We start from the raw sequence: 19,290 nt of genomic DNA, 5'->3' as shown, positions 1-19,290 counted from the left end.
CTTCGTGACCGACTCAGCCGCTTGGGTCAACCCCTTGCGCAATGCCAGCGACAAGCGATTGCCGCGAATCGCAGGACCCGCGGGCATGGTCATCTTCGGCGTTACCGGTGACCTAGCATATAAAAAGCTACTGCCCGCAATCTACGACCTAGCGAGCCGAGGTCTCTTGCCCGCTGGTTTTACCCTGGTGGGTTATGGTCGCCGTGACTGGGACAAGGTCGCATTTTGTGACTACGTTCGGTCAGCTGTAGTGGCGGGCTCGCGCACCGAATTTAATGAAGATGTCTGGCAGCACCTGTCGCAGGGCATCGAATTTGTCCAAGGTTCCTTCGATGATGCCGGCTTCGATCGCCTCTCCGCCCGCTTGGGCGAGCTAGACCGAGAGCGAGGAACCGGCAGCAACTGGGCATATTACCTTTCCGTTCCACCGGAGTTTTTCTCCAATATCTGCCACCAGCTGGAGCGGGTGGGCATGGCCAACTCCGTTGCAGACTCATGGCGCCGCGTCATCATTGAAAAGCCTTTCGGCCATGACCAGGAATCTGCACGCAAGCTCAATGAGATTGTCAACGCTGTCTTTCCTGAGTCCGCGGTGTTCCGCATCGACCACTATCTGGGCAAAGAAACGGTACAAAATATCTTGGCTTTGCGCTTTGCAAATCAGATTTTTGAGCCTATGTGGAATGCCCACTATATCGATCACGTCCAAATCACCATGGCTGAAGACATCGGCCTAGGCGGTCGCGCTGGCTACTATGATGGCATCGGCGCAGCTCGAGACGTCATCCAAAACCATCTTTTGCAGCTCTTGGCCCTCGTCGCGATGGAAGAACCGTCGTCCTTTGAGCCGGAGGAATTGCGGGCTGAAAAGGTAAAGGTCTTGCGCGCTACCCACGCCGTTCACCCTCTGAATAAGACCACTGCTCGCGGCCAATATTCCGCGGGGTGGCAAGGCTCCGAGTTTGTCAAGGGGTTGCGCGAGGAAGAAGGCTTCGATCCGGAATCCACAACGGAGACCTACGCTGCCTGTACCTTGGAAGTCAACTCCCGCCGCTGGGGAGGAGTACCTTTCTACCTGCGGACGGGCAAGCGCTTGGGCCGCAGAGTGACCGAGATTGCGCTAGTTTTCAAGGCGGCTCCTAACCAGCCATTCGTCGATGGTCAAACCGATGCGCTGGGCAGAAACGCGGTCGTTATCCGCGTGCAGCCGGATGAGGGTGTCACCATGCGCTTTGGTTCCAAGGTGCCCGGCTCCACTATGGAGGTGCGCGACGTCAATATGGACTTTGCCTACGCTGAGGCCTTTACCGAGGAATCCCCGGAGGCCTATGAGCGATTGATCTTGGATGCCCTCTTGGACGAGTCTTCGCTATTCCCCACCAATGAAGAGGTAGAACTTTCCTGGTCGATTTTGGACCCCATCATCGACTACTGGGCCGAAGCAGGACAGCCCGAGGAGTACCGCGCTGGCACCTGGGGACCAGAATCCGCCGATAAAATACTGCGTCGCCGGGGTCACTCCTGGCGCCGCCCATAGGAGGGACGCAGACAATGATTATTCCATTGCCCAATACCACTACGCGTGAAATCTCCAAGAAGTTAGTAGAGGCGCAAGAACATTACACCCTGACTACCGGCCGAGTGCTCACTCTAATCGTGGCGGCCCGTGAGGATGATGACCTTGAAAGCATTCTCGCTTCCGTGCGCGATGCCTCCCACGAGCACCCGTCACGTGTGTTGGTCGTAGTAACGGGAGACCCGCAGGTCGAAACCCACCTTGATGCACAGCTACGCGTGGGCGGCGAAGCAGGTGCCTCCGAGATGGTCATCATGAAGTTGCACGGTGCTTTGGCAAACCAAGACGAAGCAGTAGTCACGCCGCTGCTACTACCTGATACCCCGCTGGTCGCTTGGTGGCCTACTCTGTGCCCACCGGACCCTGCCTCCAGCTCGGTGGGAAAGTTGGCGCAGCGCCGCATAACTAACGTTGCCTTTGACGGACGCGTGACCGGCGAAGATCTTCGCACCTTATCTGCCGGGTACACGCCGGGTGATTCCGATATGTCTTGGGCTGCCATCACCTTGTGGCGCGGTGTCGTTGCCTCCGCCTTGGACCGTCATCCCCACGAGCCGGTGAAGTCGGTAGAGGTAGCAGGTCCGGCCGGCCACCCAGCCCCGGATTTCGCCGCTGGATGGTTGCTCGACCGCTTGGCAGTTCCCGTACATCGCACAGTGGCCGACTCCGAGGAGGACCACTTCCCAGTGACTCATTTGCGGTTCAATCGGGAGACAACCCACGTAGACGTCGATGTCATTGACGAGCGCACGGTGCGTGTGTGTGTTCCGGGTTCGCCGGAATCCTTGGTGAGCCTCAATAAGCGCTCACAAGCTGAGGTGCTTTCTGAAGAACTGCGCCATTTGGATGCCGATAAAACCTATGCACAAGCGCTCCGTGCACTAGCCCAGGTAGACTACAGTAATCAGTAAACGGCTTTAATCTGAATCTTTGTAAAGGATAGCGATACATAATGGTAACTCTTCACCGCGTGAGCGATGTGGATGACCTTATCTCCCAGGCCGCACTGAAATTCGTGGATACCGTAGCGCGTATCCAAGCATCGGGTGGCGGCCTCCACGACGATGGTGTCGCGCGTGTTGTCCTCACTGGCGGCGGAGCCGGAATTGGCGTTCTCCACGAGTTGGCCCGTTTGGATTTCGCCGCACAGCAGCAAGGTGAAAATTTTCCTGCTCAGCGCATCGATTGGTCGCGTGTTCACGTTTTCTTCGGCGACGAACGCAATGTACCCGTTTCCGACGCAGATTCTAATGAGGGCCAGGCGCGCAATGCGTTGCTCAACCACGTAGATATCCCAAACCAAAATATTCACGGTTTTGATCTGGGCGCGGTGTCTATGGAAGCAGCGGCAAGCGCATATGAACCAGAGTTGAAGGAATTTGCCCCTCATGGTTTCGACCTACACCTACTAGGCATGGGTGAGGAGGGCCATATTAATTCCTTGTTCCCGCATTCCTCCGCTATTCGGGAGCAAGAAGAACTAGCTGTTCCCGTCCACGATTCCCCAAAGCCGCCCAGCGAGCGCATTACCCTCACCCTTCCGGCGGTCAATAAATCCGATCGCATTTGGCTCCTTGTGGCCGGCGAAGCCAAGTCGGAAGCGGCCAAGCACGTGGTAAAGGGCGCTGCGGCCGAGGAATGGCCGGCAGCCGGCGTACACGGTAGGAAGGAAACCGTTCTCTTCCTTGCCGATGACGCTGCTTCCGAGATATAAGCAGGCAATCCGCAGTGTGCGTGCGGGCACATTGCTTTTAGCGCCTGACGCCAATCGAAAAGCGCCGGCACCGCTTCCCCACTTTCAGATCCCCTAGGAAAATTAGTGGTAGGAAGCTAGTGCCGGCGCTTTCGCTATCCTGGCTTTTCGCTTAAGCGAAGGCTTGGATCAGGTTTAGGCCCACAATGCAGGCCAGCCAGATGATAACCATCACCACGGTGTAGCGATCCAAGTTCTTTTCCACGACGGTCGAGCCGGAAAGGTTCGACTGCACGCCACCGCCGAAGAGGCTGGACAGGCCGCCGCCTTTACCTTTGTGCAGCAGCACGAAGATGGACATCAAAATAGCTGCGATGACCAAGATGATTTCCAGTGCCAAGACCATGAGGATAATCCTTATTTCTAACGTGCGCCTTGTGGTTGACTCTTGCCACCCACTAGCGCGGAATCGTACTTTTAGGCTTTGCGTCCAGCAAAGCAGTCACACCGGCCCACTGTACACGATGGCGCGGGCCGGAACCATTCCAACCCGCGCCGAACGCGAACCTGTGACAGGTGATATCTCCTGTTAGTTCAGGGCATTAGCTGCGTTGGCAGCCAACTTGGCAAACTCTTCGCCCACCAGGGAGGCGCCACCGATGAGGCCGCCGTCTACGTCTGGCTTGCTGACGATCTCCGCAACGGAATCAACCTTGACGGAACCGCCGTAGAGAATACGAATGCCTTCCGCTACCTCGTCACCGGCGAGCTCTTTCACGAGCTCGCGGATGGCGGCACAAACCTCTTGTGCGTCGTCTGCGGAGGCTACCCTGCCGGTACCAATGGCCCAGACCGGCTCATAAGCAATGACGGTCTTGGCAAGCTGCTCAGCGCTAAGGCCAGCCAAAGAATTACGGGTCTGGTTAACCACGTAGTCCACGTGAGTACCGGCCTCGCGAACGGCCAGTGGCTCGCCTACGCACACGATGGGGCTAATGTCATTATCCAAGGCTGCGGCGGCCTTTTCTGCGACGAGCTTATCGGTCTCGCCATGATACTGACGGCGCTCCGAGTGTCCCACGACTACCCAGCTGCAGCCGAGCTTGGCTAGCATTTGACCAGATACCTCGCCGGTGAAGGCGCCAGACTCATGCTTAGAGATGTCCTGCGCGCCGTAGGTGATCTGCAACTTGTCGCCTTCTACCAGCGTCTGGATGGTGCGAATATCGGTAAACGGGACCATATAGGCCACGTCGACCTTTTCGTAGTAGTCCTTAGGCAGGGAGAACGCAAACTTTTGAACGGAACCGATAGCCTCGACGTGGTCGAGGTTCATCTTCCAGTTACCTGCGATAAGTGGCGTACGTGCCATGATTTTTCCTCTCTTTTAGCAAGTGACTCAGCAGATTTTAGGCTTCAAGGACGGAGACGCCCGGAAGCTCCTTGCCCTCTAGGTACTCAAGGGAGGCGCCGCCACCGGTGGAGATGTGGCTAAAGCCATCCTCGTCCAGGCCGAGCATGCGCACGGAGGCCGCGGAATCGCCGCCACCGACAACCGAGAAGGAGCCGTTGTTTTCGGTGGCGTCGATAATAGCCTGCGCGACGCCCGCAGTACCCTTGGAGAAGGCCTCCATTTCGAAGACACCCATCGGACCGTTCCAGAAGACGGTCTTGGAAGAAGCAAGCACCTCTGCGAAGTGCTCCACAGACTTTGGCCCGATGTCTAGGGACATCCAGCCCTCTGGGATGCCGTCGAGCTCGACAACCTGGTGTTCCGCATCCGCTGCGAACTTGCTTGCGGCAATGAGATCCACAGGAAGGACCAGCTTGTCACCGAAGCGTTCGAGCAGCTCCTTGCAGTTATCAATCTGGTCTTCTTGCAGGAGGGACTCCTGGACGTTGTAGCCCTTGGCGGCCAGAAGGGTGTAGCACATGCCGCCACCGATAATGACCTTGTCTGCCTTATCTGCTAACGCCTCAATTACGCCGAGCTTATCCGAGACCTTGGCGCCGCCAAGTACTACTACGTATGGGTGCTCCGGCTTCTGGGCCACGGTGGAAAGGACGGAGAGTTCCTTTTCTACGAGCTTGCCTGCGTAAGCCGGCAGGCGCTTTGCGACGTCATACACAGATGCCTGGGCACGGTGGACAACGCCAAAGCCATCGGAGACGAAAGCGCCATTATCGGCTGCCAAAGCAACGAGCTCATCAGCAAATGCGCCGCGCTCCGCTTCATCCTTGGAGGTCTCGCGAGGGTCGAAGCGGACATTTTCCACCAACATGACATCGCCATCGTTGAGCCCGTTCGCACGCTCATGAGCGTCCTCGCCGGTGACATCGCCGGCCAAGGCAACGTACTGGCCAAGAGCCTCGGACAGAGCTTCAGCGACTGGGGCCAAGGAGTACTTAGCGTTTACCTCTCCCTTGGGGCGGCCAAGGTGCGCGGACAGAATGACCTTAGCGCCGCCTTCCACCAAAGCCTTGATGGTGGGAAGAGAAGCGTTAATGCGACCCGGGTCAGTAATGTTTCCTTCTTCATCAAGGGGAACATTGAAATCAGAACGAACAAGGACGTGACGAGATTCGACGCCTTCCTTGAGAAGATCATCCAGAGTCTGGAAAGCCATTATTTTCTCCTTCTTAAATTCGGATTGTTCACAAGGCTGTAGATATAAGAATACCGACCGCGACACAATGCCGTTTAGGCTTGCATCGGGGCCGGACTCTCATTATTAAAGCTCTAAGTTTAGAGCTTGTCTGCCACCAGGCTAGTCATACGTACAAGCTGGGAGGTGTATCCCCACTCATTGTCGTACCAGCCCAGAACCTTAACAAGGTTGCCGTTGGAGACCTTGGTCATGCCGGAGTCAAAAATGCAGCCGTGCGGGGAGGTTACGATATCGGTGGAAACCAGCGGGTCCTCGGTATAAGCGAGGGTGTCCTTGAGCTCGCCTTCAGCAGCTTCCTTCAGGGCGGCGTTAATCTCTTCAACGGTTACGTCGCGGGAAGCGGTAAACGTCAGGTCGGTAGCGGAGCCGGTGATAACTGGAACACGCATGGCGTAGCCATCCAGCTTGCCTTCCAGCTCAGGCAGTACCAGGGAGACAGCCTTAGCTGCGCCGGTGGAGGTAGGCACCATATTTACAGCAGCGGCGCGGGCGCGGCGCGGATCCTTGTGCGGTGCGTCTTGGATGCGCTGGTCGCCGGTGTAGGCGTGGACGGTGGTCATCAAGCCCTTTTCGATGCCGAACTTGTCATTGAGGACCTTTGCCATCGGCGCCAGGCAGTTGGTGGTGCAGGATGCTGCGGAAATAACATTGTGGTTTGCCGGATCGTAGGTGTCAGAGTTAACGCCATAGACGAAGGTTGCGTCTACTTCCTTGCCCGGAGCAGAGATGATGACCTTCTTAGCACCAGCCTCGAGGTGAGCCTTGGCGTCATCGCCATTGGTGAAACGGCCGGTGGACTCGATCACGAGGTCTACGTCGTATTCGCCCCACTTGAGCTGCTTCGGGTCCTTCTCCGCGGTAACCACGATGCGGTTACCGTTAACGGTAATGGATTCATCATCATGGGTAATCTCGCCATCGAAGCGGCCCAGTACGGAGTCGTACTTGAGCAGGTTAGCCAGCGTACCGTTATCGGTCAGGTCGTTTACTGCAACAACTTCGAGGTTGTTGTCGCCCTGAGCGACTGCACGGAAAAAGTTGCGGCCGATACGGCCAAAGCCATTGATACCTACGCGGATAGTCACTGTATTTCTCCTCAAAGAGTCGAGTAAATGTGCGTATGGGTATGTGCGCGGGCCCTTCGATATATTCGGTGCTTGAGAAGCGCCCGAGCGTTTTCCCTTACAATGCCGATACTACCGAGCGTTTTTTAACAGTGCAGTGCGCTAGCAGCCTTGAGAACTATCGGATGACAGATTATCCAAAAGAGCGTACACTTTCCCGATCCTTTTTATTTCTCCGCCATAAACCCGCTGGATACGCCCGAACACGTGGGTTTATGTGGACTTGACACCGTTAACGTGAAATATATCACTGTATATCCTCAAGGGTTACGCCCGCCTCTGTCCGGTCGGACATTTCCGAGCCTCAGTCCTGATGGCAATCAAGTCGACCGAATTGTTTTCGCCTCGACCATCACACGATATGCTTTCAATACTCACTGGCTCACATTCGCGTTTCAGTCCACTACATCTGTTCCAGCGCAATCGTTGGTCACCGTGAGAATGCTTCAGGTGCTCGTTATTCTTCAACGGGCAGGACCACCGTAGAACCCAAGGACGTCTCTTGTTCGAAATTAATACCTCTGCTGTGGGTGACAGCCTCGGGCTTACCGCCCTGGTGGCGATTCTCCCTCTCATCGCATTCTTTATCATGCTGCTCGGCGTCAAAGCGCGCGCACACACTTCTGGCGCCGTCGCCCTCGCAGTATCCCTTCTTATCGCCATCGTCGGCTTTTCTATGCCGGTAGATATGGCCTTGTCCTCCGCCGTGCGCGGCGGCCTTTTCGGACTACTTCCCATTGTCTGGGTAATCATTACCGCAATCTGGTTTTATGAAATCACCGTCGCTTCAGGACGCTTCGAGGACCTTCGTAAAACCTTCGACCTTCTAGGCGATGGCGATATTCGCATCCAAGCAATTCTTATCGCCTTTTGCTTTGGCGGCTTGCTAGAGGCCCTCGCCGGCTTCGGCGCACCCGTAGCCATTACCGCGACCATGATTATGGCACTCGGTGTAAAGCCCCTACGTGCAGCAATCGTAGTGCTCATTGCTAATACGGCCCCGGTTGCTTTCGGTGCGGTGGGTATCCCAGTGACCACCGCTGGCGAGGTCGCTGGACGCAGCGCTGAACAAACCCATGATATTGCCGCACTTATCTCTTTGCAGGTGCTCATCATCGCCGCCGTCGTGCCTTTCCTGATCGCCTTCATTTTGGACGGTGTCCGCGGCGTCAAGGAAACTGCGCCGGCAGCCGCAGTGATTGGCGTTTCCTTTGCCTTGGCACAGTGGCTGGCCGCAACGTTCTTTGCTTACCAGCTCACCAATGTTATCGCCTGCATCGTTTCCCTGGGCTGTGCCTTTGCCTTCCTCCGAGTGTGGAAGCCTAAGGGTGTTAAGGAGCTGCGCGAGCGCCTCGAGCTGCCCGCCGCTGAGTCGACCACCGACCTGAATGGTCGCCGCATTTGGATGGCACTACTTCCCTACGCTGTAGTAACTATTGTCTTTGCTGTTGCTACTGCGGCCCCAGCCATCTTTGGTTTCCTCAAGCTCCACTTTGCCTGGCCTTTGCTGGATGACGCGATTGTCGACGCCGACGGCAACCTCATGGACACCAGCTTCAGCTTCAACGTCTTTGGTAACCCAGGTACGCTCCTTCTACTCTCGGGCATTATCGTTGCGGTTGTCTACCACTTCTTTAATGAAAATGGCCGCTACAGTCTCAGCTTCGGGCAGCCGGTCAGCGCTTTTGGGGACGTCGCCAGCCGCATGAAGTTCTCGGCCCTCACCATCATTCTGGTGCTGGCATTGGCTTATACGATGAACTACTCCGGCCAAACGATTGCTATTGGTGAGTTCGTCTCTTCTGCAGGCGGCATCTTCGCACTCTTCGCTCCGGTACTGGGCTGGATTGGTACCGCGGTCACCGGCTCCGATACCTCCGCCAATGCCCTCTTCGCCAACCTGCAGGTAGCAGCGGCCGAGCGTATCAGCGTGAACCCGGACCTCATGCTGGCCGCCAATACCGCAGGCGGCGTTGTGGGCAAGATGATCTCCCCGCAGTCCCTCGCTATTGCGGCCACCGCTGTAAAGATGGAAGGCAAGGAGTCTGTCATCCTGAAAAACGTAGTGGGCTACTCCGTGGTCTTCTTGGCCGTTGTGTGCATCATCGTATTCTTGATGACCAACGCCCTAGGATTCCTCGTTCCCTAGGCATCTAGCTCTCCCTGGCTAGCTGGTTTCCCCACCAGCTAGCTATCACAGAGAAAACTCCCCACAGTGACGGCTACCGCTCAGGTATCCGCGCTGCGGGGAGTTGTGTATGTGCCGGTGATTGCGGCGTTTAGGACTCTTTGAAGAGGTCGTCGGTGATCGCTTGGTTAGTATCGGGGATATCAAGCTCTTCCGCTCGCTTATCGGCCATAGAAAGCAAGCGGCGAATACGCCCGGCTACCGCATCTTTAGTCATGGGAGGCTCAGCCAAGCGGCCCAATTCTTCCAGCGAGGCCTCACGGTGCTGCACGCGCAGGCGTCCTGCATCAGCAAGGTGCTCGGGGACGTCATCACCAAGGATCTCCATCGCTCGGTCAACGCGGGCCGCCGCGGTGACTGCAGCACGAGCCGAGCGACGGAGATTTGCATCATCGAAATTGTCCAAGCGCCGGGACGTATCGTGCGCCTCTCGCTTGACGCGCTTCTTTTCCCAGCTTAATCGCGTCTCCTGAGCGCCCATACGGGTCAACAGTGCCCCAATGGCATCGCCATCGCGGACAACGACGCGGTCTTCCCCGCGGGTCTCCTTAGTTTTGGCAGAAATGCCCAAGCGGCGGGCGCAACCCACTAGGGCCAATGCCGCCTCCTGGCACGGGCACGTAACTTCAAGCGCAGAAGAACGACCCGGCTCCGTGAGGCTGCCATGGGCTAGGAAGGCTCCGCGCCACGCTGCTTCGCTATCAGCGACGGTGCCGGAAATAACCTGCGGAGGAAGCCCCACTACCGCATGGCCGGAGCGGGTAATAAGGCCGAGACGGCGCGTAAGTTCCTTCGCCCCGGTGGAAATGCGCACCGTAACTCGGGATTTCTTCGTGGTTCCTGCTGGGCCCGCTACGTGACTATCAGCGGAAATCCCATAAAGCTCATCGAGTGCAGCGATCACGCGCCGCGCAATAGCGTGGCTTTCTAATTCCAACTCATAGGCCATGTTGTCGCCGGAAATATCTAGCTCGCCGGCGAATCGCAGCATCGCGGCTAGTTCGGCAGCGCGAGCGGACTGGCGTGGCACAACGACAGCCGTCAATTCTTCTTTGACCTGGTCGGTCAATGGTGTGGTCACCTAGTTCGCCCCATTTCTTTTCTCACAGTCACAAGATATACGCACAGGCCAGGGCCACTATGCAAGGCCCGGTGCGGTGAAAGGATTTCTGCCATCATACCGCGCGCGCTCAGGCACCGCGCAGTCGGCCGAACCCGAACGACGCGAGCGATGGGACTTTGCCGAGATGTATCAGCTCCGGTTGGGATCGCCAGTGTTGCGATAGTCCGAATACAGGTCGAGGAGTGCCGCAGACAGCTTCTCCGGATCGTGTTTATTGATGCTCCGACCATTGTCATCAACTTCGCTCACATCCGCGAACGTGGCACGGGCACCAAGGGACTGGGCGGCGCGCTGGATATACACGCGCTCACTATCAGTAGGCAAAGCCGCCCCGTCCACCAGAATGCGATCAATGCGCAAATCCGGGGCGTGCTGAGAAAGCACATGCAAATGGCGCTCTGCGGAAAAACCATGCGTTTCGCCCGGCTCGGCGGAAAGGTTTAAAACAACTACGCGCAGCGCATCAGACGCAGAAATGGCTTCCACGACCTCAGGCACGAGAGTATGTGGCAATACCGAACTAAACCAAGAACCCGGGCCAATAGTAATTAGGTCCGCGCGCTCAATGGCATCGAGGACATCCGGATTTGCTTTGGGGTTTTCCGGCACGATACGCACACGCCGGACTTGCCCCGGTGTGGAGGCAACCGCGACCTGCCCCCGGACTTGGCGCATGACACGGGGGTCGTCGTCAAGCCCGGCTACTTCCGCCTCAATCTCTAAGGCTTGGTTGACCACAGGGAATACCCGGCCCTGGGAATTAGTAAGCTCTGCGATGGTATCTAACGCGGCCTGGTAATCACCGAGCACCTCGGTCAACCCTGCAATCATTAGATTGCCCACCGCATGCCCCGCCATTGCACCGGTGCCTCTAAAACGGTGCTGCAAGGTACGCGCCCAGAGGTCACCCACCGGATCACTATTAGCCAACGCAGCTAGCGCCATGCGCAGATCTCCAGGCGGGATTATTTCTAGCTCGCGGCGCAATCGGCCGGAGGAGCCACCATCATCTGCAACAGTAACAATGGCGGAAATGTCGCCTGCTCCGCTCAATCGGGCGGACAAAAGAGTCTGATAAAGTCCATGGCCGCCTCCTAGGCAGACCATGTGTGAAGGATTGGTCATAAAAGCGTTAAAACTCCTGCGCTCTAGCCTCGAGCAATATCCCTGTGCAAGGTGCTGACGTCCAAAGTGTCATTGTCCCGCAACCGTGCCGCAATAGCCTCTGCTACGGCAACGGAGCGGTGATGGCCACCCGTACAGCCCACGCCTAAAGTTATGAAATTCTTCCCTTCGTGCCGGTAACCATCCAGCATGGTGGAAAACATCCTTATGAAATTATCCACGAATTCCTGTGCCGCTGGCTGTGAGAGCACATACTGAGCAACCGGCTCATCCGTGCCACGGTATCTACGCAGCTCTGGTACCCAATAGGGATTGGGTAGGAAACGCACATCAACCACCAAGTCTGCATCGCGGGGTGAACCATTTTTAAAACCAAAGGATTCAACGGTCACATGCTGCTTTTCATTTTGCATCTCACCAAACGCCGCCTCAATAGCACGCCGGAGATCATGAATGGATAGGTTGGTGGTGTCAATAATGATGTCCGCATGAGCACGCACGTCTGCTACTGCTTGACGCTCGCGTTGAATGCCTACCTTGAGGGTGTCGCCCTCCTGCAATGGGTGGGTGCGCCGTACTGAATCAAAACGACGAATGAGCACATCATCACGCGCATCCAAAAAGAGCACAGTGGGCTTCATATGCAATTCCGTGAGTTCTTCCATAATCTCTAGCAAAGACCCTGGAAACATGCGCGAGCGCACATCCGTTACGGCAGCAACCTTACCCACCGGGGTTTCTTCCTGGTTGCACAGCTTAAGCAGATCCACAATGGCGCGAGGCGGAATATTATGGGCCACATAGTAGCCCTTATCCTCAAATACTTTGGCAGCGGAACTCAACCCGCCGCCGGACATGCCGGTTATCAAAATGGGTGGAGTTTCGAAATGCGTCATGACTTTCAGTCTAGCGCTTTAGGATTCGCCGCTTCTAGGAGAATGCCGCTTATTTAGCCGCAGAACCGTGCAAATTCTCGTACACGGTCTGGGCAAGCTTTGGCCCAAAGCCATCAACCTCACAGATCTCTTCCACCGTGGCGGCCTTGAGCTTTTTCACCGAGCCAAAATACTTCACCAGATCGGTGCGCCGCTGCGGACCTAGGCCCGGAACTGAGTCGAGTACTGAAGAGCGCATTCGCTTAGAGCGCTGCTGCCGGTGATATGTAATGGCGAAGCGGTGCGCTTCATCGCGAATTTGCTGCAGGAGAAATAGAGCTTGCGAGTTTCGCGGCAAAATGACCGGCTCATCATCGCCGGGAACCCAGATTTCTTCGAGGCGCTTAGCCAGGCCCACCAAGGTCACATCCACGATGCCTAACTCATCGAATACTTCTTGAGCTGCGGCAACCTGGGGTGCGCCGCCATCCACAATGAAAAGCTGCGGTGGATACGCAAAGCGACGGCCTGCCTCGGCAGATTCTTCCGCCACTTTTTCTTCCGCGAAAGAGGACTCTTCTACTTCCTCATCCGGTTGGGCCAGCTTGTCTTCCTTATAGCGCTTAAACCGACGGCGAGTGACTTCTGCGATAGATCCGACGTCATCAGAGCGGCCATCGCCCGCTGCCTCTTTAATGCGGTAGCGCCTATAGTCCGACTTTTTGGGCAAACCATCTTCAAAAACAACCAAAGAAGCAACCACATCTGTGCCCTGAATATGGGAGATATCGGTACATTCGATGCGCAATGGGGCTTGCTCCATGCCCAAAGCCTCCTGAGTATCTTGCAAAGCCGCCGACCGGGCGGTGAGGTCTCCCACCCGCTTGAGCTTGTGCTGGCGCAACTGCTCCTTGGCGTTTTTCTCCACCGTGGCCATGAGCTGTTTTTTATCGCCGCGCTGGGGAACGCGCAGGTCCACCTGGGCACCGCGCAGTTCCTCTAAAAGGGCGACGACCTGATCGGGTTCATCCGGCAGGGCCTGCACCAAAATTTGGCGTGGGATGACTTGGACACGGCGGGACTTCATGTGCGATTCCTGGTCCACCCCGCGCCGTTTTACGTCCGCAGCAAGCGCGGCGTCCTCGCGCGCCTCCTGCTTCTCGCGCTCCACTGCATCCGAATAAAACTGGATGAGGAAATTTTGTACCAATGCCGGCAGCGCGGGATCAGGCTGGCCTTCTTCCAAGGGCTCAGAGCTAGCTTGGTCACCGGCGCGTTCTACTACCCACCCGCGCTGCCCGCGAATGCGTCCGTCACGCACATGGAAGATCTGCACCGCTGCTTCGAGTTCATCAGAGTTAAAAGCAATGAGATCGGCATCTGTACCGTCAGTGAAGACCACGGCCTGTTGCTCCATGATCTTGTCAATAGCGCCCAAGTCATCGCGCAGGCGTGCGGCGCGTTCGAACTCTAGGTTCTCGGCGGCCTGCTCCATGTCTTGGGTGAGTTTGCGGCGGACTGCACCGGTGTTTCCATTCATGAATGAAACGAGTTCATTGACGGTATCCCGGTGTTCTTCCTTGCTTACCCGGCCGATGCAGGGGGCATCGCATTTGCCGATGTAGCCCAATAAACACGGCCGCCCAAGGCGCTCGTGCCTGTTATAAACGCCCTTGGAACAGGTGCGCATGGGAAAGACGCGGGTGAGCAGGTCTAGGCTCTCGCGCACGGCCCAAGCATGGGAATACGGGCCGAAGTAGCGCACGCCCTTGCGGCGAGGGCCGCGGTAGAAAAAGGCACGAGGAACCGTTTCTCCGACCGAAACCGCGAGCATAGGATAGGTTTTATCGTCGCGGTACATGACGTTGAAGTGGGGATCAAAGCGCTTAATCCACGTGTACTCCAACTGCAAGGCTTCCACCTCACTGGCCACTACCGTCCATTCCACGGAATTGGCCGTGAGCACCATTTGGCGTGTGCGCGGGTGCAGCTGAGTGATGTCCTGAAAATAGTTCGATAGTCTCGCGCGCAGATTCTTGGCTTTGCCCACGTAGATTACGCGGCGGTTTTCATCGCGGAACTTATAGACGCCCGGGTCAGTGGGAATGGTTCCCGGAGCCGGGCGGTAGGTAGTGGGGTCAGCCAATTGTTAATCCTGTGGCATGTACTTAGCTTCCACGTCGCGGAAGCGGCGAACGTTGTCGATGACGGTGTCTTTGTCACCAGACTGCAAAGCCCAGACGGGAACGAACTCGAACTCGGGCAGCTCAAGACGCGCCATACGTTGGCCCACGGGGAAGGACAGCCCATAGACCACCTGCCAGGGATAAAAGCGGGTACCCACAATATTGCGGACCTCTACCCCATCCTCATTGGCGCGCAGGCGCGGCCGGTTAAGGGCAACCCAAGACAAAATGGAAATAAGGAGGCCCACGCCGGGAAAGGCGAATTTATCAATGGTGGTGACATGCGCGCCGGTAAAAGACACATCCAAGGTGATTCCCATGAAGAAATGGATAGCCATAACGAGGATCACCCAGCCGATTGCCACCTTACGCAAAAAGGGCGAGGTCGCCTTAAACTCCCACGGCTTAGACGTTGTCTGGGCAAAGGGATCGGCACTGGTATAGGCCAATACTTCGGCGTCGCTAAGCTGCCGGCTTCGCTGCGGATTCTTTGGGGCCTGCGCCTCGTTCATGTGCATACTCCTCTGGAACACCCCACAGTCCATCGTGGTGATCTAGCGTGGGGCGCTGACGCATTGCTAAAAGTTACTTCTCTGCTGCGTTTAGTCTACGCAACTGCAGGGCGGTATCTAAAGCCGCCATCATTGCCTCGGCGCCCTTGTTTTCTGCCGAGTCTGCAAAGCCGGCGCGATCAATGGCCTGCTGCTGGTCATTGACGGTAAGGACGCCGTTCGCTACCGGGGTGGATTCATCGAGCGCGATGCGGGTAAGCGCCTGGGTAACCGAGTCACAGACGTAGTCAAAATGCGGCGTTCCCCCACGGATAACGCAGCCCAATGCCACCACCGCATCGTATGTGCGGGCGGCCGCCTGGACAACAACGCCAAGTTCCAAGGCGCCAACTACGCGGTACTCGGCAACCTCGGCGCCATTTTCCGTAGCGGTCTCTACCGCTTGGGCGTGGAGCTGATCGCAGATCTCCGCGTTCCATGTCGCAGTCACCACGGCAACGCGCAGTCCACTGCCATCTACCTGGGCAATTTCGGGTAGGCCTTCTTTACTCATTTCTTTCCTTTCGCGTGATCTCCACAGAGCTACTAAAGATCTACTTATGCGCCTCATCCCACTGGGCAACCTGCGGAAGATCGTGGCCCATGCGGTCGCGCTTCGTACGGAGATATTCAATATTATCCGCATGCGCCGGGATTGCTAGCGGGGTGTGATGACTTGCATCCACACCAAAACCGCTCAGGCCCTCGCCCTTATGTGGGTTATTAGTCAGCAGGTTCGCGGACTCTATGCCAAGATCACGCAGGATCTGGCCGGCTACGGAATACTCGCGTGCGTCTTCGGGCAGGCCCTGTTCTAAGTTGGCATCGACGGTGTCCATGCCAGAATCCTGCAGCCGGTATGCCTCCAGCTTATGCAAAAGACCAATGCCACGGCCTTCCTGACCGCGCAAGTAGATAACCACGCCGCTGCCTTCCTGACTGATACGGCGCATGGACTCATGCAGTTGCGGACCGCAATCGCAGCGCCGCGAGCCAAAGGCATCACCGGTCAGGCATTCCGAATGGACTCGCACCATGACCTCACGCGCGCCGCGCAGTTGGGCGGGATCGCCTGCCACCAACGCGACATGCTCCTGTCCATCTATTTCATGGCGGTAGCCAATGGCGGTGAAATGACCATACTCGGTGGGAAGCTGGGTGCTTACCTGGCGAATGACCTGGTTCTCATTATGGCGGCGCCACTCGATGAGCTGTGCAATAGAGATCATGGACAGGCCGTGCTTATCTGCGAAGCGGCGCAGCTCTGGCGATCGTGCCATGTCCGTGGGGTCATCCTCAGAGACGATCTCACACAGCACACCGGCTGGGCGCAGGCCCGCCAATCGGGCAAGGTCAATGGAAGCCTCCGTATGGCCATCACGCTCTAGAACACCACCAGGGCGCGCGCACAACGGCACCACGTGACCCGGGCGGGTGAATTCGCCCGGCGTGGTATCAGGGTTTGCTAGCCGGCGAATAGTTGCTGCCCGCGAGGTCGCAGAAATACCGGTACTACCCGTAGCTGCGTCCACCGTCACCGTATAAGCGGTGCCGCGCACATCCTCGTTGACCGCCAACATCGGCGGTAGATTCAGGCGGTTACAATCTTCTGGCAACAATGGTGCGCAGATATATCCAGAAGAGTAGCGCACCATAAAGGCCACCAGTTCCGGGGTGGCTAGCTCAGCGGCGAAAATCAGGTCGCCTTCATTTTCGCGATCCTCGTCATCGATAACAACTACCGGCTTACCAGCGGCGATATCCGCTATGGCCTGCTCAATGGAATCAAGACGGATACAATTATCACTCGCGCTCATAAGGTAGCAGTCTAGTCCTTGCCCTCAGGGGTTAGCGCTTCGGGGTGAAGCATCTTTTCTACGTACTTGGCCAGCACATCCACCTCGAGGTTGACTTCTCCTCCAACTGGCAATGCACCGTGAATAGTGTCCCGCAAAGTGGTGGGGATAAGGGATACTTCGAACCAGTCCGGCCCCACGGCGCTAACAGTCAGCGAGGTGCCGCTAACGGCAATTGAGCCTTTTTCTACGACGTACCGGGCAAGCTCGGCGGGCAAGCTAAACCGGAGGATATCCCAGTTCTCGGAGGTAGTCCGGCTCTGCAGCGTCGCGGTGCCATCCACGTGTCCTTGCATGATGTGACCGCCTAGCCGGGTGGTAGGCAGCAATGCCGGTTCCACATTGACCGAATCGCCCTCAGCTAGGCGGCCCAAAGCTGTCCGGTCGAGGGACTCCTGCATCACATCTGCGCAAAATATATCTCCAGATAGATCCGCCACGGTGAGGCATACGCCATCGATAGCAATGGAATCCCCCAGTGCAGCCTCCGCGACGGTGCGCGGGGCGCGAATGCTCAAGCGCAAGGCGTCCGCGTGCGGTTCCATACCGGCTACGGTGCCCAACTCTTGTACTAGCCCAGTAAACACATCCAGCCTTTCTCGTTATCTGCTAATCCGAGCGCCTAGCGCACATATTCAATTAGAACGTCATCACCCAGCGCCTTCATTCCCACGCGCTGGAATCGGGTGGCCCCCGCCAGAGTCTGGGTCACGGGATGGGCGAGCACGCCACGGCCTTCCCCCAGCAACAGGGGCGCAATATAGGCAGAGATAGCATCGACCAAGTCGGCCTTGAGGAAGCTACTGGCGAGTCCGGCGCCGCCTTCTGCAAGGACGTCGCGTGCCCCGCTGGCGTAGAGCTCGTATAACGCTTCCTCGATGCTGTCGTAGTGCTCATATCCCAACTCGCGTAGGTTGCTTGCCGCATCGCCTGCCGATTCCAAATCTCGCTTGCCAATTACCACCCGGCGTGGCTGGTGTTCCCGCAAACTGCCGTCGCTAAACCGCGCGGTAAGTGACGGGTTATCAGCAAGCGCAGTGCCGGTGCCGACGATGATGGCGTCGCGGTGAGCCCTATCTGCATGCACCCAATCGCGCGCCCCTTCGCCCGTAATCCACTGGCTTGACCCATCCGCTGCGGCAGTAAAGCCATCCAGCGTCTGGGCGAACTTTAAGGTTACGTGCGGCCTGCGTGCTTTCATGGCAAAGAGCCAAGGCACGAGCGCATCATCGGCGTGCGGGGGCTTTTCAAGCTTGGCGACGTCCACCCCAGCCTCCGCCAACACACGCGCTCCACCGGCGGCCTGCGGAGTGGGGTCTGCATGAAGGTAGTACACGCGAGCCACGCCGGCATCGATAAGCGCCTGTGCGCACGGACCCGTGCGACCGGTATGCGCACACGGCTCCAAGGTGACCACGGCGGTGGCTCCTCGCGCCCTATCGCCAGCCTCGCGCAACGCCATGACCTCGGCATGCGCGCCTCCCACGGGCTGCGTAGCACCAACGCCCACGATGTCACCGGCAGTGGACACGATGACCGCGCCCACCGGCGGGTTGGGGCTCGTGGTTCCACGCACCTCAGCTCCCGCGGCCATTGCCCGAGACAGCGCTGCGGAAAGGGTACTCTCCTCTAGCTCCGCGCCCACTAGTCACCAGCCGCCAATTCACGCAGCTGATGTACGATCCCGGCGGGATCTTCTGCCTTGAATACGGCCGAGCCAGCTACAAAAGCATCGCACCCAGCCGCGGCGGCTTGGGCGATGGTGTCTGGCGAAATTCCGCCATCAATCTCGATGACGGTGTCGAGCCCCTGCTCATCAATGCTTTGGCGCAGCACCCGGACCTTTTCCAGCATCTCTGGCATGAATTTCTGCCCGCCAAAACCAGGCTCCACGGACATCACGAGCACCTCATCAAAGTGATGCAATTTATCCAGCCACGGTTCGATAGCCGTACCCGGCTTAATGGAAAAGGCAGCACGCACCCCTAGTTCTCGAATGCTCTGCGCCACATCCACCGCCGCCTGCTCATCGGCGACAGCCTCCACGTGGAAGATAATGGTATGCGCACCCGCCTTGGCATAGGTCTCCACCCATTGCTCGGGTTCCTCGATCATGAGGTGGACATCCAATGGTTTATTAGTAAGCCGATGGACCGTTGCCGTGATATCCGGGCCGAAGGACAGGTTGGGCACGAAGTGCCCGTCCATAATGTCCACATGGACCCAGTCTGCGGTTTCAATCGCCGCTAATTCCTCGCCCAAGCGAGAAAAATCAGCGGCCAAGATGGAAGGGGAAATAATCGGTGCGGACATGCCCACTAGTC

Annotated in this window: 18 protein-coding genes; 4 read left to right on the top strand and 14 right to left on the bottom strand. The window is 57.4% G+C overall.

The annotated features are described in order from the left end of the window. The first annotated feature begins 4 nt into the window (after positions 1-4). The 3 genes from zwf to pgl are packed head-to-tail and all read left to right on the top strand — an operon-like array spanning position 5 to position 3,290. Positions 5-1,537 (top strand): glucose-6-phosphate dehydrogenase, encoded by a 1,533-nt coding sequence (gene zwf, locus WMP97_RS10065; protein WP_023021501.1) that lies wholly within the window; start codon positions 5-7, stop codon positions 1,535-1,537. 14 nt (positions 1,538-1,551) lie between these two features. Then, complete coding sequence (locus WMP97_RS10060) at positions 1,552-2,487, top strand: glucose-6-phosphate dehydrogenase assembly protein OpcA (protein WP_023021500.1); 936 nt, start codon at positions 1,552-1,554, stop codon at positions 2,485-2,487. 41 nt (positions 2,488-2,528) lie between these two features. Beyond that, complete coding sequence (gene pgl / locus WMP97_RS10055; RefSeq protein WP_239204016.1) at positions 2,529-3,290, top strand: 6-phosphogluconolactonase; 762 nt, start codon at positions 2,529-2,531, stop codon at positions 3,288-3,290. Positions 3,291-3,441: 151 nt separating this feature from the next. Here pgl and secG read toward each other — a convergent pair whose 3' ends face one another. From secG to gap, 4 genes are all read right to left on the bottom strand, one after another. After that, on the bottom strand, positions 3,442-3,675 hold the full coding sequence (gene secG, locus WMP97_RS10050) for a preprotein translocase subunit SecG (protein WP_005324856.1): 234 nt from the start codon (positions 3,673-3,675) through the stop codon (positions 3,442-3,444). 183 nt (positions 3,676-3,858) lie between these two features. After that, positions 3,859-4,641 carry a triose-phosphate isomerase gene (tpiA, locus tag WMP97_RS10045; protein ID WP_340440433.1) on the bottom strand — a complete coding sequence of 261 codons (783 nt, stop codon included), beginning with the start codon at positions 4,639-4,641 and terminating at the stop codon, positions 3,859-3,861. Between the two features lie 37 nt (positions 4,642-4,678). Beyond that, entirely contained in the window at positions 4,679-5,896 is a 1,218-nt protein-coding gene (locus WMP97_RS10040) for a phosphoglycerate kinase (RefSeq protein ID WP_301715729.1), read from the bottom strand. 119 nt (positions 5,897-6,015) lie between these two features. Beyond that, positions 6,016-7,023: a type I glyceraldehyde-3-phosphate dehydrogenase gene (gene gap / locus WMP97_RS10035; protein WP_239204020.1), complete on the bottom strand. Its 1,008-nt coding sequence runs from the start codon at positions 7,021-7,023 to the stop codon at positions 6,016-6,018. Positions 7,024-7,564: 541 nt separating this feature from the next. Here gap and WMP97_RS10030 point away from each other — a divergent pair. Continuing rightward, the gene (locus tag WMP97_RS10030) at positions 7,565-9,211 is read left to right on the top strand and encodes an L-lactate permease (protein ID WP_239204022.1); all 1,647 of its coding nucleotides are present in this window, start codon (positions 7,565-7,567) and stop codon (positions 9,209-9,211) included. A 130-nt stretch (positions 9,212-9,341) separates the two neighbouring features. Here WMP97_RS10030 and whiA read toward each other — a convergent pair whose 3' ends face one another. The 10 genes from whiA to rpe form a co-directional block, all read right to left on the bottom strand. Next, positions 9,342-10,331, bottom strand: coding sequence for a DNA-binding protein WhiA (gene whiA / locus WMP97_RS10025; protein WP_023021494.1), 990 nt, complete (start codon positions 10,329-10,331; stop codon positions 9,342-9,344). Between the two features lie 171 nt (positions 10,332-10,502). Then, positions 10,503-11,498 carry a gluconeogenesis factor YvcK family protein gene (locus WMP97_RS10020; protein WP_200287481.1) on the bottom strand — a complete coding sequence of 332 codons (996 nt, stop codon included), beginning with the start codon at positions 11,496-11,498 and terminating at the stop codon, positions 10,503-10,505. A gap of 23 nt (positions 11,499-11,521) precedes the next feature. Then, a complete protein-coding gene (gene rapZ / locus WMP97_RS10015) occupies positions 11,522-12,403 on the bottom strand; it encodes an RNase adapter RapZ (RefSeq protein ID WP_259824682.1) in 882 nt (293 codons plus the stop codon). Positions 12,404-12,443: 40 nt separating this feature from the next. Further along, positions 12,444-14,519: an excinuclease ABC subunit UvrC gene (uvrC, locus tag WMP97_RS10010; RefSeq protein ID WP_340440432.1), complete on the bottom strand. Its 2,076-nt coding sequence runs from the start codon at positions 14,517-14,519 to the stop codon at positions 12,444-12,446. Between the two features lie 3 nt (positions 14,520-14,522). Then, entirely contained in the window at positions 14,523-15,071 is a 549-nt protein-coding gene (locus WMP97_RS10005; RefSeq protein ID WP_340440431.1) for a PH domain-containing protein, read from the bottom strand. Between the two features lie 73 nt (positions 15,072-15,144). Further along, the gene (gene ribH / locus WMP97_RS10000; protein ID WP_086587628.1) at positions 15,145-15,624 is read right to left on the bottom strand and encodes a 6,7-dimethyl-8-ribityllumazine synthase; all 480 of its coding nucleotides are present in this window, start codon (positions 15,622-15,624) and stop codon (positions 15,145-15,147) included. 40 nt (positions 15,625-15,664) lie between these two features. Next, positions 15,665-16,927 carry a bifunctional 3,4-dihydroxy-2-butanone-4-phosphate synthase/GTP cyclohydrolase II gene (locus WMP97_RS09995; RefSeq protein WP_340440430.1) on the bottom strand — a complete coding sequence of 421 codons (1,263 nt, stop codon included), beginning with the start codon at positions 16,925-16,927 and terminating at the stop codon, positions 15,665-15,667. Between the two features lie 11 nt (positions 16,928-16,938). Further along, positions 16,939-17,553: a riboflavin synthase gene (locus WMP97_RS09990; protein WP_248098433.1), complete on the bottom strand. Its 615-nt coding sequence runs from the start codon at positions 17,551-17,553 to the stop codon at positions 16,939-16,941. Between the two features lie 35 nt (positions 17,554-17,588). Then, entirely contained in the window at positions 17,589-18,611 is a 1,023-nt protein-coding gene (gene ribD / locus WMP97_RS09985) for a bifunctional diaminohydroxyphosphoribosylaminopyrimidine deaminase/5-amino-6-(5-phosphoribosylamino)uracil reductase RibD (RefSeq protein ID WP_340440429.1), read from the bottom strand. After that, positions 18,611-19,279: a ribulose-phosphate 3-epimerase gene (gene rpe / locus WMP97_RS09980; RefSeq protein WP_340440428.1), complete on the bottom strand. Its 669-nt coding sequence runs from the start codon at positions 19,277-19,279 to the stop codon at positions 18,611-18,613. Before rpe ends, ribD begins: the two co-directional genes overlap by 1 nt. Positions 19,280-19,290: the final 11 nt, after the last annotated feature.

Origin of the sequence: Corynebacterium sp. KPL4072, from assembly GCF_037908395.1 — a bacterium.
GTDB classification, from domain to species: domain Bacteria; phylum Actinomycetota; class Actinomycetes; order Mycobacteriales; family Mycobacteriaceae; genus Corynebacterium; species Corynebacterium kefirresidentii.
This window is presented reverse-complemented; position numbering and strand designations above follow the sequence as displayed.